The 22348-nt window shown below is 66.5% G+C and carries 21 protein-coding genes and 2 pseudogenes; 14 read left to right on the top strand and 9 right to left on the bottom strand.

Annotated elements, in window-relative coordinates; translation table 11 throughout:
* Positions 1 to 77: 77 nt before the first annotated feature.
* Positions 78 to 326, top strand: coding sequence for a hypothetical protein (locus tag ALTAJ2_RS13235; RefSeq protein ID WP_007107687.1), 249 nt, complete (start codon positions 78 to 80; stop codon positions 324 to 326).
* A 117-nt stretch (positions 327 to 443) separates the two neighbouring features.
* Positions 444 to 1871, top strand: a complete 1428-nt coding sequence (locus ALTAJ2_RS13230; protein ID WP_007107686.1) for a universal stress protein — start codon at positions 444 to 446, stop codon at positions 1869 to 1871.
* Between the two features lie 3 nt (positions 1872 to 1874).
* Here ALTAJ2_RS13230 and ALTAJ2_RS13225 read toward each other — a convergent pair whose 3' ends face one another.
* Positions 1875 to 3059, bottom strand: a complete 1185-nt coding sequence (locus ALTAJ2_RS13225; RefSeq protein ID WP_007107685.1) for an NAD-binding protein — start codon at positions 3057 to 3059, stop codon at positions 1875 to 1877.
* Between the two features lie 132 nt (positions 3060 to 3191).
* Here ALTAJ2_RS13225 and ALTAJ2_RS13220 point away from each other — a divergent pair, with 132 nt between their 5' ends.
* From ALTAJ2_RS13220 to ALTAJ2_RS13210, 3 genes are read left to right on the top strand one after another with little or no spacing between them, the layout of a single operon-like run.
* Entirely contained in the window at positions 3192 to 4466 is a 1275-nt protein-coding gene (locus tag ALTAJ2_RS13220; protein ID WP_007107684.1) for a hypothetical protein, read from the top strand.
* Between the two features lie 49 nt (positions 4467 to 4515).
* Positions 4516 to 5745 (top strand): TrkA C-terminal domain-containing protein, encoded by a 1230-nt coding sequence (locus tag ALTAJ2_RS13215; protein ID WP_007107683.1) that lies wholly within the window; start codon positions 4516 to 4518, stop codon positions 5743 to 5745.
* 52 nt (positions 5746 to 5797) lie between these two features.
* On the top strand, positions 5798 to 6079 hold the full coding sequence (locus ALTAJ2_RS13210; protein ID WP_007107682.1) for a ubiquitin-like small modifier protein 1: 282 nt from the start codon (positions 5798 to 5800) through the stop codon (positions 6077 to 6079).
* A 71-nt stretch (positions 6080 to 6150) separates the two neighbouring features.
* Here the strand turns inward: ALTAJ2_RS13210 and ALTAJ2_RS13205 are convergent, their stop codons facing one another.
* The 3 genes from ALTAJ2_RS13205 to ALTAJ2_RS13195 form a co-directional block, all read right to left on the bottom strand.
* Positions 6151 to 7098: a GNAT family N-acetyltransferase gene (locus tag ALTAJ2_RS13205; RefSeq protein WP_007107681.1), complete on the bottom strand. Its 948-nt coding sequence runs from the start codon at positions 7096 to 7098 to the stop codon at positions 6151 to 6153.
* A 94-nt stretch (positions 7099 to 7192) separates the two neighbouring features.
* The gene (gene gatD / locus ALTAJ2_RS13200; RefSeq protein WP_007107680.1) at positions 7193 to 8452 is read right to left on the bottom strand and encodes a Glu-tRNA(Gln) amidotransferase subunit GatD; all 1260 of its coding nucleotides are present in this window, start codon (positions 8450 to 8452) and stop codon (positions 7193 to 7195) included.
* Between the two features lie 86 nt (positions 8453 to 8538).
* Positions 8539 to 9831 (bottom strand): glycosyltransferase, encoded by a 1293-nt coding sequence (locus ALTAJ2_RS13195; RefSeq protein WP_007107679.1) that lies wholly within the window; start codon positions 9829 to 9831, stop codon positions 8539 to 8541.
* Positions 9832 to 10043: 212 nt separating this feature from the next.
* Here ALTAJ2_RS13195 and mfnA point away from each other — a divergent pair, with 212 nt between their 5' ends.
* The gene (mfnA, locus tag ALTAJ2_RS13190; protein WP_007107678.1) at positions 10044 to 11129 is read left to right on the top strand and encodes a tyrosine decarboxylase MfnA; all 1086 of its coding nucleotides are present in this window, start codon (positions 10044 to 10046) and stop codon (positions 11127 to 11129) included.
* A 62-nt stretch (positions 11130 to 11191) separates the two neighbouring features.
* On the opposite strand, the pseudogene ALTAJ2_RS13185 reads toward mfnA, so the two are convergent.
* The 3 genes and pseudogenes from ALTAJ2_RS13185 to ALTAJ2_RS13175 form a co-directional block, all read right to left on the bottom strand.
* A pseudogene (locus ALTAJ2_RS13185) lies at positions 11192 to 11380 on the bottom strand (eCIS core domain-containing protein); the annotation flags it as partial.
* 22 nt (positions 11381 to 11402) lie between these two features.
* The gene (locus ALTAJ2_RS13180) at positions 11403 to 12317 is read right to left on the bottom strand and encodes a hypothetical protein (protein WP_049899625.1); all 915 of its coding nucleotides are present in this window, start codon (positions 12315 to 12317) and stop codon (positions 11403 to 11405) included.
* A 2-nt stretch (positions 12318 to 12319) separates the two neighbouring features.
* Entirely contained in the window at positions 12320 to 13330 is a 1011-nt protein-coding gene (locus ALTAJ2_RS13175; RefSeq protein ID WP_007107675.1) for an eCIS core domain-containing protein, read from the bottom strand.
* A 557-nt stretch (positions 13331 to 13887) separates the two neighbouring features.
* Between ALTAJ2_RS13175 and metG the strand changes: the two genes are divergently transcribed.
* Both metG and ALTAJ2_RS13160 read left to right on the top strand, forming a co-directional pair.
* Positions 13888 to 15993: a methionine--tRNA ligase gene (metG, locus tag ALTAJ2_RS13165; RefSeq protein WP_007107673.1), complete on the top strand. Its 2106-nt coding sequence runs from the start codon at positions 13888 to 13890 to the stop codon at positions 15991 to 15993.
* Between the two features lie 120 nt (positions 15994 to 16113).
* Positions 16114 to 16878, top strand: a complete 765-nt coding sequence (locus ALTAJ2_RS13160; protein ID WP_007107672.1) for a potassium channel family protein — start codon at positions 16114 to 16116, stop codon at positions 16876 to 16878.
* A 74-nt stretch (positions 16879 to 16952) separates the two neighbouring features.
* On the opposite strand, the pseudogene ALTAJ2_RS13155 reads toward ALTAJ2_RS13160, so the two are convergent.
* Positions 16953 to 17241, bottom strand: a pseudogene (locus ALTAJ2_RS13155) (GYD domain-containing protein).
* Between the two features lie 133 nt (positions 17242 to 17374).
* On the opposite strand from ALTAJ2_RS13155, the gene pyk reads away from it, so the two are divergent.
* From pyk to ALTAJ2_RS13135, 5 genes are all read left to right on the top strand, one after another.
* Entirely contained in the window at positions 17375 to 19132 is a 1758-nt protein-coding gene (gene pyk / locus ALTAJ2_RS13150; RefSeq protein ID WP_007107670.1) for a pyruvate kinase, read from the top strand.
* Between the two features lie 68 nt (positions 19133 to 19200).
* A complete protein-coding gene (locus ALTAJ2_RS13145) occupies positions 19201 to 19557 on the top strand; it encodes a DUF7312 domain-containing protein (RefSeq protein ID WP_007107669.1) in 357 nt (118 codons plus the stop codon).
* Entirely contained in the window at positions 19554 to 19682 is a 129-nt protein-coding gene (locus ALTAJ2_RS20310) for a hypothetical protein (protein WP_275039495.1), read from the top strand. Before ALTAJ2_RS13145 ends, ALTAJ2_RS20310 begins: the two co-directional genes overlap by 4 nt.
* Before the next feature lie 90 nt (positions 19683 to 19772).
* The gene (locus ALTAJ2_RS13140; RefSeq protein ID WP_007107668.1) at positions 19773 to 21026 is read left to right on the top strand and encodes a tRNA (N(6)-L-threonylcarbamoyladenosine(37)-C(2))-methylthiotransferase; all 1254 of its coding nucleotides are present in this window, start codon (positions 19773 to 19775) and stop codon (positions 21024 to 21026) included.
* Positions 21027 to 21119: 93 nt separating this feature from the next.
* On the top strand, positions 21120 to 21485 hold the full coding sequence (locus ALTAJ2_RS13135; RefSeq protein ID WP_006187252.1) for a winged helix-turn-helix domain-containing protein: 366 nt from the start codon (positions 21120 to 21122) through the stop codon (positions 21483 to 21485).
* 33 nt (positions 21486 to 21518) lie between these two features.
* Here ALTAJ2_RS13135 and ALTAJ2_RS13130 read toward each other — a convergent pair whose 3' ends face one another.
* A complete protein-coding gene (locus tag ALTAJ2_RS13130) occupies positions 21519 to 21998 on the bottom strand; it encodes a redoxin domain-containing protein (protein ID WP_007107667.1) in 480 nt (159 codons plus the stop codon).
* A gap of 112 nt (positions 21999 to 22110) precedes the next feature.
* Here ALTAJ2_RS13130 and ALTAJ2_RS13125 point away from each other — a divergent pair, with 112 nt between their 5' ends.
* On the top strand, positions 22111 to 22347 hold the full coding sequence (locus ALTAJ2_RS13125; protein WP_007107666.1) for a glutathione S-transferase N-terminal domain-containing protein: 237 nt from the start codon (positions 22111 to 22113) through the stop codon (positions 22345 to 22347).
* The last annotated feature ends 1 nt before the right edge of the window (position 22348 follow it).

Here is a 22348-nt window from a genome sequence, read left to right as displayed (position 1 = left end):
CGACGGCGGGACGCGGACCCCCGTACGTCGTCCCTCTGTCGGATATATTTAGTGACAGGACGATAACGGCTCACTAAATGGCCTCGTTGAATCCGGACGGCGATCTCACGCGTTCGACTATCGCCGGGCTACTGTGTGTTGTCGTCTTCCTGCCGACCACGTACCTCGCACTCAACGCGTACGTCGCACTCACGATCAGCGTCGGTCCCACGGATGTACTTTCGCGAGTGATCGATGCGGCACTCGTAGCCGGTAGCCTGACCGCGTTCTGTGGCGGCGTCCTCTCCCACCACCTCCTCCGGAGCCGCTCTCCCGACGGGGGATGAGACTCGATCAGCGGCCGATCTCGGATCGCACAGTCGGTCCGGTCCGCGTGTGTCCCGGTCGACGCGCTCTCGAGCCGAGCCGAACGGTTTTCCTCGCGCCGCGAGCAACGATGCCCCATGCTCGAGCAGGTGCGGGTTCGATTCCGCGCGCTCGCGAGGCGACTCCGTCGACTGGAGCGACGCGAACTCGACGCGTTCGTGCGGTGGCTCGAGCACACGGGAAACCTCCTGCAGCTCTCGGTGCTCGTCTTCGTTCCGCTGTTGATCGCTGCGGTGACGTGGCTGGCGAACATGACCGCGGCGGTCTCGTTTCTGCTGTTCCCGCCGCTGGCCTCCGGCACGTACACGCTCTTTGCCGATCCGGAAGGGAAACACGCCACGCCGTGGGCGTTCGTCGGCGGGATGACCGTCGGGGCGTGTTGCGGGTGGCTCGCAGTCGTACTCGCGGCCGCGATCGGGCTGAGCAGTGGCGGAGCTAGCGCGTCCGGGGCCGCCCTCAGCGTCTTCTTCACCGGGGTGTGTACCTGGGCGCTCGACCTCGATGTGCCGACCGCGTTTTCGACCGCGCTGCTGGTCCTCGTCACCGGGAACGCACAGGTAGCCTACGTCCTGGGCATCGTCGTCTCGAGTGCGTTCGTCGCGAGCGCGTTCGTCCTCTGGCGGAACCGCTTTTACGAGAAACGAGCGCGCTACCTCTACCAGACGACCAGCGGGGACGACCACGTTCTCGTCCCGCTGGGCGACGGCGAGGACACGGTCGCCCGCTTTGCCGCGTCGATCGCCGGAGCACACGACGCCGGAAAGGTCGTGCTCTTCGACGTGATCGACGAGACAAGCGTCGAGCAACAGTCCGAGGACCGCCCCGAGAGTGATCGGCCGGCCGAGACGGACCGCACCGAACGCGCTGCCACCGAGGCCGCACGCCGCCTCGAGTCGCTTGCCGCGGATCTCGAGATGGCGTACGACGTTCCCTGCGAAGTGGTCGTCGCCGGTGACGGGGGCCGCTCGGCCGGGCTCGTGCTCCAGGCCGCCCGGGAGCAAAACTGCGATCTCATCGTCACGCCGTACGCCGAACGCGAGAGCGGCGGTCTTTCGTCGTTCATCACGGGCCTGTTCGACAGCGAGATCGACGTGATCGCGTTCCGGTCGACCGGCGTCCCACGACGCCGCTGGCGGGACAGCCTCGTGGCGGTCCGGGGTGCCGGCGACACCGCTCGCGCGATGCTCGACTTCGCGATTCGGGTGAGCGAGCCCGGGCGGCCGGTCAGCGTCTGTACCTGTATCGACAGCGAATCGCGGCGGCGGACGGCCGAAAGCACGCTCGCCGACCTCGTCGACGCGTTCTCGGGGCGCTTCGAGACCCACGTCGTCACCGCAGCGGTCGCGCCCTACCTCAGCCGGGCCGCCCCCCGCTACGATGTCTGCTTCGTCGGCTCGAGCACCGACCGCTCGGCCGCCTCGCGGTTCGTCTCCCCGCCGACGTTCCGGAAACTCAGCGACCTCGAGACCGACGTGGCGATCGTCCACCGCGGCCGTCGGCGATGACGCTTACTCCCGCTCGAGGATGCGATCGATCAGATCGCTTTCGTCGCTGCCGAGCGCCGATCGCACGAGCAGGTGCCCGCCGAGCATCGAGGGGCTGATCACCGTGTCAGCGCCGGCTCGCTCGAGTTTCTTGACGTTCTCGCGGTCGGTCGCGCCGGCGACGATCCGCCGATCCGGCGCGAGCTGGCGGGCAGTGAGGATGGCGAGCGCGTCCTCGGCGTCGTGGTTCGTGGCGACGAGGATCGCGCTCGCCCGGTCGATCTTCGCGCGATGGAGCGGGTCCTCGTCGCTGGGATCGCCGGTGACGACCGCAATATCCCGTTCACCGAGTCGCGTCGCGGCCTCGCGGTCGTTGGTAACGACGACGAACTTCCGACCGCTGTCGGCGAGTTCGTCGACGATCGGTTCCGTCAGTTCGCCGTAGCCGAGTACGAGGAGATGCTCCTCGAGGAGTTGGAGTTGTGATTCGCTCATCTTTCCGAGTGTTTTCGAGATGCGGTCCTGAATCAGCGGACCGACGAGTGCACCGATGGCGATACCGAAACTGGCGACGCCCAGCACGAGCACGGTCATCGTGAACAACAGCCCCTGAACCGATTCGGGGTTGGGCGTCACGTCGCCGTAGCCGACCGTACTCGAGGTGATCAGCGTGAAGTAGAACGCGTCGAGGATGGTGTTGATGCCGTCGAAGTGCTCCCGGAGGGCGTAGCCGCCGATGGTGCCGTACAGTTGCACGCCGACGAGCGCCGATCCGGCGGCGATCTGGGTCGTGGTCAGCGAGAGCGGTTTCTGGAACCGGTCGCGAGTGAGCAGGAGGATCGGTATCGCGACCAGCGAGAGGACGACCAGCGGGACCGAGTACTGGCTCGTCTGGAGCAGTCCCTGCGCCGCGGTCAGCGGCAAGAGCAGGAACGTCGCCCGCCACCCCGCTTTGAGTCCACGCCGGAGCGCAAGCGCGCTGCCGACCATCAGGAACCCGGTGAGTGCGCCGGTGAAACCGGCGGCGTCCTGAACGGCGTCGGGAACGTACTCCGCGAGCGGCCCATAGACCGTCTCGGTCCCGATGTTGATGACCGCGGTGGCGACCGAAAGCAAGGCGACGAGCAACACGAGCACGACGGCGATCCGCGTCGTGGCCACTCGCCGCCAGTTCTCCGGGAAGCGCGCTCGAGGCAACCGGTCGACCATACACACCGCTGTGCGACGGCATTAGTTAAACGTCTCCGTCTGGGTGCGCCGCCGGTACGGTGATCCCCGTCGGACCGCCGTCACGATGCCGGTGTCGGTGCTGATTTAACGAGGCCGGCCCACGGTCCCACAATGCAATCGCTTCCGGTCGACCTGCTGATCGAAGTCCTGCTCGGGCTCTATCTCGGGCTCCTGACCGGGATCGTCCCCGCGTTCGTCGCCGGGTCGCTGGGCTTTCTCGTGCGGTATTTCACCGGCGTCACGCTGCCAGGGTTCGGTGTCGTCGTCCTCGCGCTGTCGATCGCCAGCGTCCAGGGTGGACTGCTCGGGCTCGTCGAACCGACGATCGCGCAGTCGCCGCGGCTGTTCATTGCCGTCCTGATCGTCCTCATGCTCGCGCTCTACGCCCACAACCAGGGCGACAAGCTCGGTGCCGAGCTCCCGCGCCGGCTCTCGTTTACCCGTCTGCGACAGCGGACCCTCTCGGCCGATGTCGTCGAACTCGTCGGCTCGGTCGGACAGGTCACGGTCCGCCCGACCGGCGAGGTCCGCGACATGGAAGGCTACCCGCCGCTCTCGCCCGCCCTCCGCGGGACACTGAAGACAGGATCGTGGCGACTGCCGGCCGACCTTCCCCTCTCGGAACTCGAGGCTCGACTCGAGGAGCGGCTCCGAACGGACCACGACCTCGCGGATATCGACGTCGCGATCGACGAACGGGCGCGGGCGACGATCACCGCGGCGCCGCCGTCCGGCAGCCTCTCGCGACGCGTGCCGGCGGGCCAACGCGCCGTCTCGATCGCGACCCTCGTCCCGACGGGCATCGCTCGCGGCGACGAGGTGACCGTCCGCGTCGGCGACCGCTCGATCAACGGAACGGTCCTGAGCGCCCGGACCGATATCGACGGCGACCGCGCGGCGGCCGCCGGCCCCGAGACGCCGGACGAGATGGCGACCGACGGCGGGGACGCCATCGAACCCGCAAGCGCCGACGCGAAACCGAACACGGCGACCGCCGGCGGCCCGGGCCGCGTGACCCTCGCCGTCGCTCGACGGGACGTGAAACCCCTTCTCGAGGGCGAGTCGCCGCGCCTCGTCGTACGGTCCCGGGGAACGAGCCGCGAGTTCGAGGCGCTCGCGCTGGTCAAACGCGAGGGGTACGCCATCCGCAGATTCACCGTCGGTGTGACCGGGGCGGACAACGAGACCGCCGCCCTCGAGACGGCGGCTTCGCCGGCGGACGTGACGTTCCTCGCCGTGCGACGGCAGGGCAACGAGACGAGCGGTCGCCGCCGCGGCTGGGTGTTCGGCCCCGGCATCGAACGCCGACTCGAGCCCGGCGACGAGGCGTTCGTCGCGGGGCCGGACGACGCAACTGAGACGTTCGTGGAGGCGATCGCGAGATGAGCCGGTTCCCCCGTGCGTTCAGCCGCGACATGGACGGCGGTGAGCGGTCGTGTTAGCCCTCGTCGTCGCCCAGTTGGTCCCGACCGAGACGCTTCTGGATGCGCTCGTTCGGATCCTCGCGTTCGCCCTGCTGGCGGCCGGGGCCGGAGCGGGCGTGGCGTTTCTCTACCGGTGGTACAGCGCCGACGAGATCCCGGAGGGCATCGCGGTCCTCGTCGGTGTCGCCCTCGTCGCGATCTGGTTGAACACCCAGAGCGCGCTGTCCCAGGCGATCATCGGGAACACCGGCTTGACCGAGCCGACCACCGCCGTCTACACCGTCGCCGCGTTCGTCGCCAGCGCGATCGCGGCCGACGCGGGACGACGGCTTGGCGACTACCTCGCGTTGGACGTGTTCGTGGTCGCGACCCCGCGGACGATCACCGAAGTCACGCAACTCGTTCGCTCGGCCGGCCGCGTCGTCACGGTCGAACTGCCGGCGGAGATCGGCGACATCGACGGCTACGATCCCGTCGACGAGTCGGTGAAAACCGACCTCGCGGGCCAGACGTTGCTCTTCCCGCGCCGGCTCTCCGACGAGGAGTTGCGCGACCGGCTGATCACCCGCCTCGAGCGCGACTTCGGGATCGGCCACGTCGATGTCGACCTCACCGCCGACGGGACGGTGGACTACCTCGCGGTCGGGAGTCGGCCGGCGGGGATCGGGCCGACGCTCGCACCGGGGACCGTCGCCGTCGCGCTGGCGGGCGATCCCGCGGCCGACGCCAGCCCGGGGGACGCGGTTCGGATCTGGGAGCGCGACGACGAGGGCGGGACCGCCAGGCGGGTCGCCGGCGGCGAACTGCGCGCGACCGTCGACGACACTGCGACCATTGCCCTCGACGCCGACGACGCCCGCGATCTCGACCCCGAGCAGGGATATCGGCTCGTGACGCTGCCCGGCAGTCCGGACGCCGAGCGCGACCTCGTTTCACTGCTCCGGGCGGCCGACGAGACGGTCACGACCGTCTCGCTCGAGGCCGACGATCCGCTCGTGGACGTCCCGATCGAGTCGCTGCCGGTGCTGGTACTCGCGCTCGAGCGCGAGACCGCCGCGGGCGACGGCGACGAGCATCTGCCGCTGCCGGCCGGCAACCTGCGACTGGCCGCCGGCGACGTGGCCTACGTGCTTGGCCGGCCGGAGGCGCTTCGTCGGGTGACGGAGCGGACACTGATCGAGATGACGGCGCAAAGCGTGGACCCCGACCGCGATTCCGGTTCGGCGTCCGAGCGGAACTGAAACCGGGCACGGGAGCGGTAGCTACTTGCCGTCGGCACCGATAGCGCCACGTATGCCCACGGAGTGGAAACTGTTCGCCGACCTCGCCGAACGTGCGGGCGACAAACACGTGACCGTCGATGCCGCGGCCGGCGACACCGTCGGGGACGCTCTCGAGGCGCTGCTCGAAGCGACACCCGAACTCGAGGACCGCGTGCTCGAGGACGGCGAGTTGCGATCGCAGATCAACGTGCTGCGCAACGGCACGAACGTCCTGGTCGAGGAGGAGGGGATGGAAACGGTACTCGACGCGGACGACGAACTCGCGCTGTTCCCGCCCGTCAGCGGCGGCTGATCGGTTGTTCGCTCGAGACAGGAGCGGTGAATCGGTGACCGAAGCGACCACCCGGGCTCGAGTCGATATCCTTAGGACGCCAGATCGATCGACAACACGATATCCGGCTCGTCGGCGAGTTCGGCACCCGTCGCGGCGGCATCGGTGACGAACCGCGCCGTTTCGGGGAGTAAGATGCGCGTCCCGTCGGCACCGATTTCGGCAGCGTCTCTCGCGATCGCGGCGAAGAGCGCCCGCGCCGCCTCGAGATCGTCCCAGGCGCTGACGGCGTATTCGGCTCGCGTCTCCGTTCGCCCGTCACCAACCACGTCGTCGATCGTCCGTTCGACGGTCCGAATCCGAACGGCCGTTCCCGCCGGCCCATTACCGCTCTCGAGCGCGAGGACGGCCGTCTCGTCGGCCGCCCACTCGAAATCGGCCCGCGTGAGTTCCCGCATCGCCCAGGTTTCCTCGGGTGCCAGTCCCAGCCCGCACAGATGCGAGCGGGCATCGCTGTGGGTCCAGTAGCGCCATGCAGTCGCGGGATCGGTGGAGACGGCGTACTCGTCGGGCAGTTCCGCGTCGCGATCGGGGTCCGGAGTCGCAAAGCGGAACTCGGTGGTTGGTTCGAAGCCGCTCGTCCGCGCCGCACCCAGCGAGGCCGCGTTCCACGAAAACACCATGACGCGGCCGACGGTCGCTCCCTGCTCGCGGGCCCATTCGAAAGACGCCTCGTTCAGCCGGCGGCTCACGCCCTGCCGGCGATACTCGGCCGCGACGCGCATTCCCTGGAACCAGGCCTCGTCGGGCGAGAGCATGACCGCCTGTACGATCCCCGCGGCCTCGCCGTCGACTTCCGCGAGGAAAGTCTTTTTCCCCTGACCGGGGCCGTCCTCGAGCCAGTCGTGGTAGACCCGCGGGATGTAGTCGCCGCCCCGGTCGGGCCAGATATCGCTCGTGAAGTCGGCGACGGCCTCGTAGTCGTCGGGAGTCGCGCGGCGGATCTCGATCGGAGACGCGAAATTTGTATTGGTTGTCATTATTCGTTGGACAGCGCTAGATGATGTCGGCAGACGGGAAAGAATTTCGCAGACGGAGAGGAGGTCCCAACGTCGGGACCCGAGCGACCGCGATCTACTCCCAGGGGACCGACCGCTCCTGGATCTCGCCGGCCAGAGCGGTCCCCATCGCCTCCGCGACGTGCTCGCTGTTTGCAAGCGCCCACATCAACTTCACTTTCGCCGTCCCCGGCAGCGTATCGCCGGCTTCGACGACGCCGGCCTCGAGCAGGTCCCGTCCCGTATCGTAGACGCGGTCACAGACTCGGCCCTCGAGACACTGGCTAGTCATGACGACCGTCGTTCCGTCCTCGATCAGTTCCTCGATGCGGGGAATGAGATCGGTGTGGACGTGGCCGAGACCGGTTCCCTCGATGATCAGCCCCTCGCTTCCGTCGACGACGTCGAGGAACGCGGGGTCCATTCCGGGCGTGAACTTGAGGAGTGCCACGTCGCTCTCGAGGTCGGGACTGATCTCGAGGTCGGTGTCGCCACGCCGTCGGTAGTCGCGCCGGAAGCTGACCGCCTCGGTCTCGTAGTCGACCTCGCCCAGCGGTTCCGCGCCGACGGTCTCGAAGGCGTCCCGGCGGGACGTGTGGTTTTTTCGCACGCGCGTCCCCCGATGGAGGGCACAGACATCGTCGGACTCGGTGGCGTGCATACAGACCAGTACCTCCGCACAGTCGCTCTTGGCGGCCTCGACGGCCGAGACGGCGTTCATGACGTTATCGGACGACGGCCGGTCGGCCGAGCGCTGGGAGCCGGTGAAGACGATCGGAACCGGCGTCTCGAGCATGAACGACAGCGCAGACGCGGAGTACTGCATCGTGTCGGTGCCGTGCATGACGACGACGCCGTCGACACCGGCCTCGATCTCCTCGTGGACCGCGTCGGCGAGGTCCCGCCAGATCGGCGGTTCCATGTTCTCCGAGAGGATGTTCGCGACGACGCGACCGCGGTAGTTCGCCCGGCCCGCCAGGTCCGGGACGGCCCGCAGCACGTCCTCGGCGTCGAACTGCGCCGTCACCGCGCCGGTCCGGTAGTCGACCGTCGACGCGATCGTCCCGCCGGTCGAGATCAGTGATATCGTCGGCAGGTCCTCGTCGAATTCGATTTCGGAACTCGCGTCGCCCTCGTCGCCGCCGGCGGCGTCCGTGCCGTCGATCCGATAGACGTCTTCCGCGAGGACCTCCACGTCGGCTCCGTCCCGGTCGACGCCGACGTTGTACCCGCCCTCGAGTTTCACGACGAGCTGGTCGTCCGTGCTCGAGGGGAGCAACACGCCTTCGTACGTACGGTCCGCGCGATCCACGCGGACGCGGTCGCCTGGGTTCATGTGATGGCGTTGCGCAGCGGCGGACTTGAAGGCACGCTTTCCGTCGGACGGCGGTCGGCCGGTTCGCGACCCCGTCGGTCCCGCAGCTACGACCCCGTTTTGTCGACGTGGTACCAGGTTCCGTCCCAACTGAGCCCGTACTCGAGCAGCGATTTGAGCGTCAGGACGCCGAAGGCGGGGTAGAGCAGCGGTGCAAGGACGACGCTCCAGCGGAGGCCGTCGATCCGGCCGTCGCTGGCGTCGCGCCACGCGACGCCGCCGATGGTCGCGACGAGGAGCGTCGCCAGGACGAGAAACGCCGATTCGACGCCCAAGACGAGCAACAGGAGCAATTTCGAGGTGAGCGCGAGCGTGAACAGGCAGCCGAACAGGCTCGAGCACATGCGGCCGATCGAGACGAGTCCGCGGCGGTCGATGTCCCCGTTCAGTAGCTCGAGGGCGGTCGCGTGGAGTACCTCGATCTGCCCGACGCGCCAGCGTTTCCGCTGTCCCCAGAGGTCGCGCAGGGTGTGGGGTGCCTCCATCGTGTTCGTACACTGGCGGGCCTGTCTGACGGTCAGCCCCTCCCGATAGCAGTCGTGAGCGAAGTCGAGGTCCTCGGTGAGCATGTCGTCGTAGCCGCCCACCCGGTCGAACGCCTCGCGGGTCAGCACCGTCGAGGAACTCCGGCAGTTCGCGAAACCGGAGAGTTCGACCAGCTTGTAGCTCGCGTGGAAGACGACCCGCTCGCAGTAGGCGATCGTCTCGATGACGCCGCTCGGCCGCGGAATCCGACGGCCCTGGAAGACGTCGACATCCCCGCGCAACGCGCCCATCGCCCGCGGCAGGAACGCGGGGGTGATCGACTCGTCGGCGTCGAAGACCGCGATATACTCGGCGTCGGTCTCGCGAACGGCGTCGTTGATCGCGCCCGCTTTCGACCCCGGAGACCCGTTGACCAGACACTCGACGCGGTCGTGGGCGCTCGCGAGTTCGCGGGCTCGATCGAGGGTCGGCGTGTCGTTTGGTTCGGCGACGACGACGATCTCGAGGGGGTCGTACGCGCTCTCACGCAGGCTCTCGACGCTCGTCTCAAGCACGTCGTGATCGCGGTACACCGGGACGATGGCGGTCAGCCGCGGCCCGTCGGTCACCGGCTCGATGGCGTCACGCGACGACCACACCTCGCGGACCAGCAACAGGCCGGTGATCGCCACGAAGCACGTGAACACGGCCATCGACGACAGCGCATCGAGGAACGCGACCTGTACGGAGACGACGAGCAGATCGAGCGAGTACTGCTGGATTTCCCGTCCCTGCGCGAATCCGAACACTAACAGGGTGAGCACACCGACAGCGGTGGCCCCGTGTTCGACGGCTCGAGGGACTGTCGAAATCATTGCTGGGGGTTTCAAGTCGACGTTTTATTAACATTGTCATGAAACGATCGCTGCCTCGGCGTCGACGGTCGAACCGCCCGCGTTCGCGTCGGGTTCGTTCGACGTGGCTTGCACCGTCGGGGACACCGGTGGGACGACCCGAAACGAACGACCGGCCGCGAGAAACATCGCCAAACACAACAAATAAACCCACGACCGATTACATACGTGATATGCAAATCGAGCCGCAAGCGTTCGACCGGGTCCTCTCCTCGATGTGTACGGACCCCCACCCGGCGGCGCGCGACGCGGCCGAACGGTTTCTCGCGACGAACCCCGGCGATCCCGGCACCTACCCGGCCGTCGCGGCGCTCGAGGACGATGCGATCGATCTGTTAGGCGACATCGCGGGGCTGGACGACCCGGCGGGCTACATCACGAGCGGCGGCACCGAAGCCAACATTCAGGCCGTCCGGATCGCCCGCGAACGGGCCGACGGCCGGACGCCGAACGTCGTCATGCCGGAATCGGGCCACTTCAGTTTCCGGAAGGCCGCCGACCTGCTCGGCGTCGAACTGCGGATCGTCCCGACCGACGACCGGCAGCGGGCCGATCTCGAGGCCGTCCGCGCGTCGGTCGACGAGGACACCGCGTTGGTGATCGGCGTCGCGGGAACCACCGAGTACGGCCGGGTCGACCCGATTCCGGAACTCGGAGAGATCGCGCGATCGGTCGGTGCGATGTGCCACGTCGACGCCGCGTGGGGCGGCTTCGTCCTTCCCTTTACCGACTACGACTGGCACTTCGACCACGCCGCGATCGATACGATGGCGATCGATCCCCACAAGATGGGGCAGGCAGCGGTCCCCGCCGGCGGACTGCTCGTCCGCGATGCGGCCTTGCTCGACGAACTCGCCGTCGATACGCCCTACCTCGAGTCGACGTCCCAGGCGACGCTGACCGGCACCCGTTCGGGCGCGGGCGTCGCCAGCGCCGTCGCCGCGATGGAGGAGTTGTGGCCGGAGGGATACCGCCGGCAGTACGTCCGCTCGCAGAACAACGCCGAGTGGCTCGCCGACGCCCTCGAGAAACGCGGCTACGAGGTAGCCGATCCAACCCTACCGCTGGTGGCGGCCGACGTGCCGCGGTCGACGTTCGACGCCCTGCGGGCGGAAGGCTGGCGACTCTCCCGGACCGCGACCGACGAGTTGCGGATCGTCTGCATGCCCCACGTCACTCGCGAGATGCTGGCCTCGTTCGTCGGGGATTTGGACCGGCTCGAGGTGCGCGCGAGCGTCCCCGTCGCGAGCGACGATTAAAGCGAATGGAGACCGTCTGACTCGGGCTTCGGTGGACGGTCGTCGTCCGCATCAAGCGGGCCGAGTTCGTGGCCGAGCACGTGCTGGCCGTCCGGACTGGAGGGATCATACTCACCGTGGTTCAACGCGACGTGATTCCCCACCGTAAACGCACGGTCGGTGATGGTCTCACACGCCTTGGTCATCTGTGGCCCAGCATGAATCTGGACAGCACTGGAGGGGGCGCCCGTTTCCGATTCTACCTCCGCGATGCAGACCGAGAGCCCATCGCGCTCACCTACTGAACAGTGACCCTTTGATTTGGTCGAACAGCGACTGCTCGCGTTCCGAGCTGACGATGCTCCCGAGTTCGTCCCAGGTGATCGGCAGATCGGGTCGGAACTCGTGACTGTACCCGGGTATCTCTGCACTGAAGTCGTAATACGGCGGATACAGGTCAAAGCTATCGTATTTGCCGGTAAAGCGGTACTGGCCGTGCCCGAGCACTTTGTACGCTTCGGGTGGTTCCATGCCCATCATGAGATAGCAATCACGAATCTGACACCGGAGGTTGTACACGAGATAATCCCGAAACGGTGCAGGATCGACCAGCGGCGCGGGAAAAACTTCCACCCTGGCATCCGGCTCTCGATCCGGTGCGTCACCGTGCCAGACTGTCGTTCGGTCCCCTCTGGCAACGTAGTACATGATCCCGATGCCCGATGTCGCCTCGATCCGGTCGTCCTCGTCGAGGTAAATCTCCTGTTTGTACATCACGGCATCGTCACCGCCGATCATCTCCGCGGGCAGCGACTGCGGGCGTGTGGTATTGCCGATGTCGACGTCCGGATCGTCCGCGTAATGACTCAGGCTCTGCTCGAGTAACTCACCGAAGTACGTCTCGATGTTCCCGATCGAGAGCTCCTGCAACGCTTGCCGGACCGTCTCGAATCGCTCCGCATCGATGTCCCACGGTAGCGTGTCGTGCTCCGTCTCTTGGTCCACGTAGTACTGGGCGTATTTGCGAGCGTGGCCGACGTGTTCACCCTGGCTGTGTGTGCGCTCACCCGGATTGTCTGGATAACGGTCTTGAAGGTGGCCGTCAATCCCTCCACTATACTGGACTCCTATTTTGTGCTCAACATCGTTGTTGTCGATGATTAGCAAGCCGAACCCATCATCTGTCTCTTTCTTGATCTCACCATGCATGGTTAGAAGTTCACCTCCTCACTATCCGAGCCGGTCCAGTCCTCGGAATCGAACTCTTGGTCGGTTTTGAGTCCGAGTACGTTCCGTATCACGTTCTGAATTTTGCCGGCCGTTTGTTCACCGAATTTGGTCGTGAGGAACGCTCCTAACGGTACGCCAAGGAGACCACCGGCGACGGCACCGACGGGGCCGGCAAGGGAGCCAGCCATCGATCCCACTGTCCACCCTTTTGTCGCACCTTTGACTGAACTACTCGCCGCGTCCTGAATGCGACTTGCTACGTCGATATCGTGGTGCTCGAGGTAGTCAGCTAGTCCTTTCGGCGTTTCGACAGACTCCACCATGTCCAGCAATTGGTCTCTGGTCAGTCGGTATGTTTTGGTCGTCAAGTCGTCGACTTTTTCCTCGCCCGCCGCTGTGGCATCTTCGACGTGACTCCGGAGTTGCTCGATCGGCCCTTCGCTCGTCCCCGAGCCAGTGAACACACCTAGCCCCATCCGCTGTACGTGTACCTCCGTCTCTTTCATTCGCTGAATGCCCAACTCACCACCCTCCATCACGCGCTGTGCGGTTTCCTCGGCGTCGCGCTCTAACTGTGGCTCAGGATCGATCTCTAACTCCAGATTCTCTTGGGGGAGCATCGACACCGCCCCACCAGTCTGCTGGCGCACGTGCGCGAGTTCGTGGGCAAGCACGTGCTGACCGTCCGGACTGGAGGGATCGTACTCACCGTGATTGAACGCGATGTGATTCCCCACGGTAAACGCACGGGCGTTGATGGCCTCACACGCCTTGGCCGCCTGTGGCCCGGTGTGAACCCGCACGTCTCCAAGCGAGTCCCCCATCCGGTCTTCCATCGCGCGCTGAATCGACGTATCCAGCGACTGGCCCGGCGAAGCAATGACGTTCCGAACGCTTTCAGGCGTGTCCGTGTCACCGGCTGGCCCATCCCGATGCGCGGCGACGGTGCTCCGGCGAACCGAGAGCGCATTTTCCCGTTCCTGCGCGTCCATGCCCGTGTCCCGTGATGCTTTCGAGGGCCGATTTGCGGTCACGATGTCGTCGGCAGAGTGTGACTTGGACTCTCGCACACTCGACGAGTTAATTGAGGTCGTCGTGTTAGACGAAGCTTCCGTTCGGGAGCGTCTCGATGACCGAAACCCCATTGTTGATAGCTACTCTTCTGACTTCGTCGCAATAGTTGTTTCGTTGGGCATATGAAATAATGTCCGCTCTTGGCTCGAGGACTAGTGGGCAGTGCACAGCAGTAGCTGGACAGCACAGCGGGCAACGGTGACACGAACGCGCTCCCCGACGAACGATGATGCCGATCAAGACGATCGTCTCGGAGCGTCAGTCCGCGACTCTGCTCGGACAGAGTCGCCGGCGTGACGGCGTCTCTTTCCCACGCTGCCGTGTCGAACCGTGAGTCGGGACGGCAGCTTCTCAGATCAGGCTCGCATTCGCGTCTTCGGATCGTTCGACAACCAGTACTCGAGATGCGATCCGAGGAGCACATGCAGCGATCGAAACCGGCGGGTTTTACGCCCGCGAGCGCAACGTGACGAGCATGAGCCACGAGGACTTTCCGACGGAGAACCCCGCCGTCGTGACCTGCGGGTTGCCCTACGCCAACGGCGACCTGCACATCGGTCACCTGCGGGGGTACATCGGTGCCGATGCGTTCAACCGCACCCTGCAAACGCTGGGGCAGGACTCGATCTACGTCTGTGGATCGGACATGCACGGCACCCCGGTCGCCGTGAATGCCGAACAGCAGGGCGTCGACCCCGAGGACTTCGCGCTGGAGTGGCACGAGCAGTACGAGGAGACGTTCCCGAAGTTCAACGTCGACTTCGACAACTACGGCCACACCCACGACGAGACCAACACCGAACTGACCCAGGAGATCGTCCGGACGCTGGACGACGAGGGGTACGTCTACGAAAAGGAGATCCAGGTCGCCTACGATCCCGATGCCGACCAGTACCTGCCCGACCGCTACGTCGAGGGGACCTGTCCCTACTGCGGCGAGAAGGCCCGCGGCGACGAGTGCGACGAGGGCTGTCAGCGCCACCTGGAACCCGGCGAGGTCGAGGACCCGACGAGTACGATCACGGGCAACCCCGCCGAGTACCGCGAGCGCACCCACAAGTTCTTCGAGGTCTCGGCGTTTGCCGACTTCCTCACCGACTTTTTGGACGGTCTCGAGGGGACCTCGAACGCGCGCAACCAGCCCCGCCAGTGGATCGAAGACGGCCTTCAGGACTGGTGTATCACGCGGGACATGGACTGGGGGATCGACTACCCCCACGGGGATGACGACACTGCGGGCGACGACCTCGTCCTCTACGTCTGGGTCGACGCGCCGATCGAGTACATCGCGAGTTCGAAGCAGTACGCCGAGCGCGACGGGACCGACGCGTTCGACTGGGAGCAGGTCTGGAAGGACGACGGCGAGATCGTCCATATCATCGGCCGCGATATCATCCAACACCACACGATCTTCTGGCCGGCGATGCTCGAGGGGGCGGGCTACAACAAACCCCGCGGGGTCGCCGCGACCGGCTTCATCACGATCAACGGCAAGGGGCTCTCGACCAGCCGCAACCGCGCGATCTGGGCGAAGGAGTACCTGGACGAAGGGTTCCATCCGGACCTGCTGCGGTACTACCTGACGACGACCGGTGGCCTCCAGCAGGACGTCGACTTCTCCTGGGACGCCTTCCAGGAGACGGTCAACGGCGAACTCGTCGGCACCGTCGGCAACTTCTGGTACCGCTCGCTGCTCTTTGCCTACCGCAACTACGAAGGGACGCCGGAGACGGCCGTCTCGGAGGAGGTCCGCGAGCGCATCGAGGCCGCCATCGACGAGGTCCGCGAGAACGTCAACGACTACTCCATGCGCGGGGTGGGGCAGGCCGCGACACGGCTCGCCCAGTTCGGCAACGAGTACATCCAGCGCAACGAGCCCTGGAAGCTCACCGACGACGACCCCGACCGGGCCGCACAGGTCATCCGCGACTGCGTCCAGATCGCCAAGGCCGTCGCCGTCCTGCTCGAGCCGATCACCCCCGACAAGGCCCAGGAACTGTGGGCACAGATCGGCGAGGACGGCGAGATCGCGGACGCCCGTCTCGAGGACGCGCTCGAGGCCCCGCCGCGGACCTTCGACGAACCGGGCGAACTCTTCGAGAAGATCGAGGACGACCGGGTCGCGGAACTCACGGCAAAACTCGAGGAACGCGTCGCAACCGCCGCGGCCGACGACGAGGGGACGGAAACCGAAAGCGACGACACCGCCGGGGACGAAGCCGAGACCATGACAGCCACCGAGAACATCGAGCCCCTGCTCGAGGAACGGATCGGATTCGAGGACTTCCAAGACCTGGACATCCGCGTCGGACGGATCGAAGCGGCCGAGGGGATCGAAGGTGCCGACGACCTGGCTCGTCTCGAGGTCGACATCGGCTTCGAAACCCGCCAGGTCGTGGCGGGGATCAAGCAACTCCACGACCTCGACGAGTTGCCGGGGACGCGGTGTGTGCTGCTTGCGAACATGGAGCCCGCGGAGCTGTTCGGCGTGGAGTCGAACGGCATGATCCTCGCGGCGGGCGACGAGGCGGATCTGCTGACGACCCACGGCGACGCCGCGCTCGGCGAAAAGATCCAGTAGCCGCGGCCTGATCCCAGATATTTTGTCGACGCCGTTTGGAGGACTGGATACCAGTCGAGCGGCGTGACTACCGGCCGTGCTGACGCACAGATATATGCGAGTTGGTACCGAGAAACGAGTGTGCAGCGAGGGATCGTTTCCCAGTTCGCAGGGCTCCCGATCCTGCGACACGCACTGGTTCCGATCGGCTGTTTCGCCACGGTCGTCGTCGCCGGCGTCGTCGGCCTCTCGGTTCTCGGCGGTGTCGGCCTCCTCGAGGCGACGTTCTGGCTGCTCGATCTGACGAGTATCGACCTGCACTTTCGGGACCATGCCGGCCCCGAGCGAGCAACGAAGGCCTACGCCATCGTGGTGACGGTCGGACTCGTCCTCTCGGGGCTATGGATCGGCGAGACGGTCGTCACCGAGACGTTCGGCGGAGGGATTCCAACGGAGGTCTCACGAGCAACGATGCAACGACGAATCGATACCAGCGAGGACCACGTGATCGTCTGTGGCTACGGCATGTTCGGGCGGACGATCGCCAATCGACTCGCCGAGGCGGGTCGCACGGTCGTCGTCATCGAGATCGATGAGGACAACGCGAAACGCGCCCGCGAGGACGGCCATCTGCTCGTCGAGGGCGACGCCAGACAGGGACGGACACTGCGGGCCGCAGGTGTCGAGCGTGCGACGAAACTCGTCGCGGCGATCGACGACTCGAACGTCAACATTCAGATCGCGGTCGTCAGCGGGGCGGCGACCGACACACCCGAAACCCTCGTTCGCGTCGGCGAGGAGATGTACGAGTCGGTCGCGAAAGAGGCCGGTGCCGACGAGGTCATCATCCCCGAAGTCGTCAGCGGCGAACGCGTGACCCGCCTGCTCGAGCGGTCGCCGGACTGAGGCAGTCGACGGGGACTATCCGTCGGCCTCGCCGCGACTGTTGCCCGTGGCGTGCTGGCCGAGAGTCGCCGGTCTCAGATCTCGTCGACGATGTTCGAGAAGTCGTCCGTATCGACGATCCGCATCGTCTGTCCCTCGAGACCGTGGCGGTGGAGCGTCAGCGCCGACTTGAACGCCGCCTCGGTGTCGTCGGTTTCGAACAGGATGATGAAGTCGTGTTCGCCGAGGGCGGCGTACGAGTCCCCGGAGGTCCGCACCCTGTTCCTCGAACTCCGTCCGGACGTCGCCCCAGATGGTCGCGAGGTCCTGTGCGTTCTGGACGTCCCGATCTGCGAGGTTGACGAGCGTCGCATAAGTGGGCATGTCGGTTCGAACGGGCGATCCGCGGAAAACGGTTGACGTGGCAGCTGACGGGATCGGCTTCGGGACGACGAGACAGGTACTCGGACGCGAGTAAGTGACCATCTTTTAGGCACTGCTGGAGCTAACTACCGGTATGAGAAACGCGAAAATCGTCTGTACGCTGGGGCCGGCGTCGAGCGATCGGGAGACGATCCGAGAACTCGCGGCGGCCGGCATGTCAGTCGCGCGGCTGAACGCGAGCCACGGCAGCCGCGAGGATCGGGCCGACCTGATCGATCGCGTCCGAGCGGTCGACGAGGAGCGGACGGAGCCCGTCGCGATCATGCTCGACACGAAAGGGCCGGAGATCCGAACCGCACCGCTGCCGGACGGGGAGACGGTGACGCTGGAAACCGGTTCCGAGATCCGGTTCGTCGAGGGCGAGACGGCGACGCCGGAGACGGTCGGACTCTCGGTCTCGATCGACGCGGTCGAACCCGGGGACCGCGTCCTGCTCGACGACGGACTGATCGAGACGACCGTTCTCGAGCACGACGGCGACGGGGTTCGAGCGCGGGTCGACACCGGCGGCGAACTGAGCGGGCGCAAGGGCGTCAACGTCCCCGGCGTCGAACTCGACCTCGACGTCGTCACCGAGAAAGACCGCGCGGACCTCGAGTTGGCGGCCGAGAAAGGGGTCGACTTCGTCGCGGCGAGTTTCGTCCGGGATGCCGAGGACGTCTACGAAGTCGGCGAAGTCTTGGAGGAGGAGGGTGCGGACATCCCGATCATCGCGAAGATCGAGCGCGCCGGCGCGGTCGAGAACTTGGACGAGATCATCGACGCGGCCTACGGCGTGATGGTCGCGCGCGGGGACCTCGGCGTGGAGTGTCCGATGGAGGACGTACCGATGATCCAAAAGCGCATCATTCGGAAGTGTCGCGAGGCCGGACGGCCGGTCATCACGGCGACGGAGATGCTCGATTCGATGGTCCACGCCCGGCGGCCGACGCGCGCGGAGGCGTCCGACGTGGCCAACGCGGTCCTCGACGGCACCGACGGAGTCATGCTGTCGGCCGAGACCGCGGTCGGCGACCATCCCATCGAGGTCGTCGACGCGATGGATAGCATCGTCCGCGAGGTCGAGGGCTCGAACGAGTACGCCGAGTTGCTCGAGCAGCGGGTCCCGGCGTCGGGCGAAGCGCGAACGGACGCCCTGGCGCGCTCCGCGCGGTTCCTGGCGCGGGACATCGACGCGGACGCGGTCGTCGCCGCGACGGAGTCCGGTTACACGGCGCTGAAAACGGCGAAGTACCGTCCGGGCGTGCCGGTCGTCGCCTCGACGCCGAGCCAGACGGTACGCCGCCAGCTCGCCTTGACGTGGGGTGTGACACCGCTGTACGCGCCCGTCTCGGATCAGGGTGCCGACGCCGTCGTCGAGAAGGCCGTGCAGGCGGCACTGGACGCCGGCGTCGCCCAGAGCGGCGATACCGTCGTCGTCCTCTGTGGCATGATGACCGATCTCGAGGGGGCGAACACGACGAACATGCTGAAGGTCCACGTCGCCGCGGACGCGCTGACGACCGGCCAGGTCGTCGTCGAGGGGCGGTCGACCGGCCCCGTCGTCCGCGTGACGGACGGCGACCTCTCGGGCGTTCCCGACGGCGCGATCCTCGCGCTCCCCGCCGATTTCGACGCGGAGTTCGCCGGCGACACGAGCCGACTCGGCGGCATCGTCAACGCCGAGCGGGGGATGACCGGCTACCCGGCGCTCGTGGCGCGCGAACTCGAGTTGCCAATGATCAGCGATGCGGAGATCGGGGACCTCGAGGACGGCGAGATCGTCACCATCGACGCCGAGCGCGGCATCGTCTACGGCGGCGAGATCGGGGACCGAACCGAGCGGCTCTGAGCCGTCCGCGGGATGGTGGTCCGCGACGGGACCACGGGTTTTTGACGACGGACCGAGTACGGCCCCGTATGCCAGACGAGGCCCCCGGGAACGACGACGCGACCGACGACCGACGGAACGATCCCTCGGGGACGGAGCCGGGCGCTGGACCGGGAGACGGGTCTGTGGACATCGACTCGAGCGACGAGTGGGGTGCAGCCGACCGTCCGACGGGCGGTGACGAGTCGGACGGCGGCCGCGACCGCATCCCGATCGATCTCTCCGGCCCGGGCCCGGGGGCGGCCGATGCGGACGAGCACGCGCCCGAAGCCGGGTCGACGCCGATCGAGCCCGGCGATCCGGACCTCGAGAACGCGCTGTTCGTGATGTTGGGGGCGATCGCCACGGTGCTCGTCCTCGCGCGACTGCTCGTCGTCCCCATGTGACGAGTCCCGTAGGCGTCGCGAACGTTGCGACGGGGAGCCCGCCGCCGACGGTCGTCGGAGGGTCGCCGTCGGCACGGGAGGTGCTCGAGGCGGCGGCCGACGGAGGCGACGCGGACGAGCGGTGATCGAGGAGGGGGACTGTCACACTGGCTACTCGCCGACGACCCCGATCCGTCGCGTTTTTGCGTTCCCAGCCCCGAGAACGGTTCAAGCGAATGGCCCGGTATCACATCGAAACCTACGGCTGTACGTCGAACCGCGGGGAGAGCCGCGAGATCGAGCGCCGGCTCCGCGATGCGGGCCACTACCGGGTCGACGGGGCCGAGGAGGCCGACGTCGCCATCCTCAACACCTGCACGGTCGTCGAGAAGACCGAGCGCAACATGCTCCGGCGGGCCGAGGAGTTGGCCGACGAGACGGCCGATCTCTTCATCACGGGCTGTATGGCGCTCGCCCAAGGCGAGGAGTTCGACCGCGCCGACGTCGACGGTCAGGTCCTCCACTGGGACGAGGTTCCCGAAGCCGTCACCAACGGCGAGTGTCCGACGACGACGCCCGACGCCGAGCCCATCCTCGACGGCGTCGTCGGCATTCTCCCGATCGCGCGGGGCTGTATGTCAGACTGTTCGTACTGCATCACCAAGCAGGCCACCGGCAAGATCGACTCCCCCTCGATCGAGGAGAACGTCGAGAAGGCCCGCGCGCTGATCCACGCCGGCGCGAAGGAGATCCGCATCACCGGACAGGACACCGGCGTCTACGGCTGGGACGAGGGCGACCGCAAACTCCACCGGCTGCTCGAGGCGATCTGCGAGATCGACGGCGACTTCCGGGTCCGCGTCGGGATGGCCAACCCGAAGGGCGTCCACGGCATCCGCGAGGAACTCGCCGCCGTCTTCGCCGAGCACGACGAACTCTACGATTTCCTGCACGCGCCCGTCCAGTCGGGCAGCGACGACGTGCTCGGCGACATGCGCCGCCAGCATCAGGTCGCGGAGTACGTCGAAGTCGTCGAGACCTTCGACGACTACCTGGACTACTGGACGCTGTCGACGGACTTCATCGTCGGCTTCCCGACCGAAACTGATCGGGACCACGAGCAGTCGATGGCACTGCTGCGCGAGACCCGTCCGGAGAAGATCAACGTCACTCGCTTCTCGAAGCGGCCGGGAACCGACGCCGCCGAGATGAAGGGGCTGGGCGGCACGGTGAAAAAGGAGCGCTCGAAGGAGATGAGCGCGGTCAAACGCGATCTCGTCGCCGATGCCTACGCGGACATGGTCGGCGAGGTCCGGGAAGACGTCCTCGTCGTCGAGGAGGGTACCGCCGACTCGGTCAAGTGCCGCGACTCCGCCTACCGACAGCTCATCGTCCAGAACGCGAGCGATCACGGCATCGCACCCGGTGACTTCGTCGATCTCGAGGTAACGGCCCACGAGACGATGTACGCGCTCGGGAAGCCGATATAGCGTCGCGGCCTCGTGACCCGATCGGTAGTGACGGCTCCCAGTTCTCGGGAATAGGGACCGATAGCAAAGTAAGGACAGACCGAATCGTGGCATATGGGCGACACAGTCGACCAACCGAGTCGGTGCCCGCGGATCGACCGGGACGGCGAACTCGGGTGTGACCCCTACCGAATCATGGACCTGCTCAGCGACGACGACGCGCGAGCGGTGTTTCTATACGTCGAGGAGCCGGCGACGGTTAGCGACATCTCCGAGGCCCTCGATCTCCCCCAGTCGACGGCGTACAGGAAAGTCGAGGAGTTGCACGAGGCCGGACTGCTTTCACAACTCAACGAGCGGTCACGGACGGGAACCCCTGGACATTACGTCCGGGCGATGGACCACGTTTCGGTAACCTACGACGAGCCGCTTCGGATCGAGTGTACGTGTAACGGACGACTGCTGTACTGTGAGCCCTGACTGCGGGGCCTCCCGGACTCGAGACCGTCTCGTCTACAGGTCCGCGACGGCGGTCCCGATGTCCGCGACGGGGAGCGGCGAGATCCAGTCGTCAGCGACGAAAGCGTACTGGATCTCGCGATCGGGGTCGAGCACGAACGCGGAGCGCCAGGGCGTCGAGACGTTCGCCATGTGCGACCGCTCGCCGAGCAGGTCGAACGCCTCGCTGACGTCGCCGTTGACGTCCGCGAAGAACCGGAAGTCCGGTCGATCCAGCCAGCGGAGGAACTCGTTTTGCGCGTAGGGACCGTCGCGGCTCACGCCGAGTACCGGCACGCCGTCGAACTCGTCCCAGCCGGCGCGAACGAAGCGCTTCCACCAGTTCCGTGCGATCGCGCTGAACGCGAAGCCGGTACAGACCACGACGCCGCCGCGAGCGCCGAGCGCGTCGGAGAGGGGCGTCGATCGGAACGTCTCGCCGTCACAGAGGAGCGACGCGAAGTCGGGCACGGTCTCACCCTCGCTCGGTGGCATACGCGAGGACTGTCACGTGACTACAAAAAACTCCGTTCCGCGGCCGAACGGGCCGCCGGTATCGGACGCGTCAGGACGTATGCTTTTGCCGACCCAACCCGTACCGCGAGGTATGGTAACGCTCTATCGTCTCGAGGGCTGTCCGTACTGTGAACACGTCGTGGATCGACTCGAGGAACTCGACGTCGACTACGAGAGCGTCTGGGTCGAGGGACTGCACTCGAAGCGCAACGAGGTCAAGCGCGTCTCGGGCCAGCGACAGGTGCCGGTCGTCGTCGACGAAGCGACCGGCGTGACGATGGCCGAGTCGGACCGCATCCTCGACTATCTCGAGGCGACCTACGCCTGAC

Origin of the sequence: Natrinema altunense (assembly GCF_000731985.1) — an archaeon.
Lineage (GTDB): Archaea > Halobacteriota > Halobacteria > Halobacteriales > Natrialbaceae > Natrinema > Natrinema altunense.
This window is presented reverse-complemented; position numbering and strand designations above follow the sequence as displayed.

Coding starts and splice junctions, on each gene's coding strand:
- ALTAJ2_RS13235 (WP_007107687.1), top strand. CDS start 78: ATGGCCTCGTTGAATCCGGACGGCGATCTCACGCGTTCGACTATCGCC.
- ALTAJ2_RS13230 (WP_007107686.1), top strand. CDS start 444: ATGCTCGAGCAGGTGCGGGTTCGATTCCGCGCGCTCGCGAGGCGACTC.
- ALTAJ2_RS13225 (WP_007107685.1), bottom strand. CDS start 3,059: ATGGTCGACCGGTTGCCTCGAGCGCGCTTCCCGGAGAACTGGCGGCGA.
- ALTAJ2_RS13220 (WP_007107684.1), top strand. CDS start 3,192: ATGCAATCGCTTCCGGTCGACCTGCTGATCGAAGTCCTGCTCGGGCTC.
- ALTAJ2_RS13210 (WP_007107682.1), top strand. CDS start 5,798: ATGCCCACGGAGTGGAAACTGTTCGCCGACCTCGCCGAACGTGCGGGC.
- ALTAJ2_RS13205 (WP_007107681.1), bottom strand. CDS start 7,098: ATGACAACCAATACAAATTTCGCGTCTCCGATCGAGATCCGCCGCGCG.
- gatD (WP_007107680.1), bottom strand. CDS start 8,452: ATGAACCCAGGCGACCGCGTCCGCGTGGATCGCGCGGACCGTACGTAC.
- ALTAJ2_RS13195 (WP_007107679.1), bottom strand. CDS start 9,831: ATGATTTCGACAGTCCCTCGAGCCGTCGAACACGGGGCCACCGCTGTC.
- mfnA (WP_007107678.1), top strand. CDS start 10,044: ATGCAAATCGAGCCGCAAGCGTTCGACCGGGTCCTCTCCTCGATGTGT.
- ALTAJ2_RS13180 (WP_049899625.1), bottom strand. CDS start 12,317: ATGCATGGTGAGATCAAGAAAGAGACAGATGATGGGTTCGGCTTGCTA.
- ALTAJ2_RS13175 (WP_007107675.1), bottom strand. CDS start 13,330: ATGGACGCGCAGGAACGGGAAAATGCGCTCTCGGTTCGCCGGAGCACC.
- metG (WP_007107673.1), top strand. CDS start 13,888: ATGAGCCACGAGGACTTTCCGACGGAGAACCCCGCCGTCGTGACCTGC.
- pyk (WP_007107670.1), top strand. CDS start 17,375: ATGAGAAACGCGAAAATCGTCTGTACGCTGGGGCCGGCGTCGAGCGAT.
- ALTAJ2_RS13145 (WP_007107669.1), top strand. CDS start 19,201: ATGCCAGACGAGGCCCCCGGGAACGACGACGCGACCGACGACCGACGG.
- ALTAJ2_RS13140 (WP_007107668.1), top strand. CDS start 19,773: ATGGCCCGGTATCACATCGAAACCTACGGCTGTACGTCGAACCGCGGG.
- ALTAJ2_RS13135 (WP_006187252.1), top strand. CDS start 21,120: ATGGGCGACACAGTCGACCAACCGAGTCGGTGCCCGCGGATCGACCGG.
- ALTAJ2_RS13130 (WP_007107667.1), bottom strand. CDS start 21,998: ATGCCACCGAGCGAGGGTGAGACCGTGCCCGACTTCGCGTCGCTCCTC.
- ALTAJ2_RS13125 (WP_007107666.1), top strand. CDS start 22,111: ATGGTAACGCTCTATCGTCTCGAGGGCTGTCCGTACTGTGAACACGTC.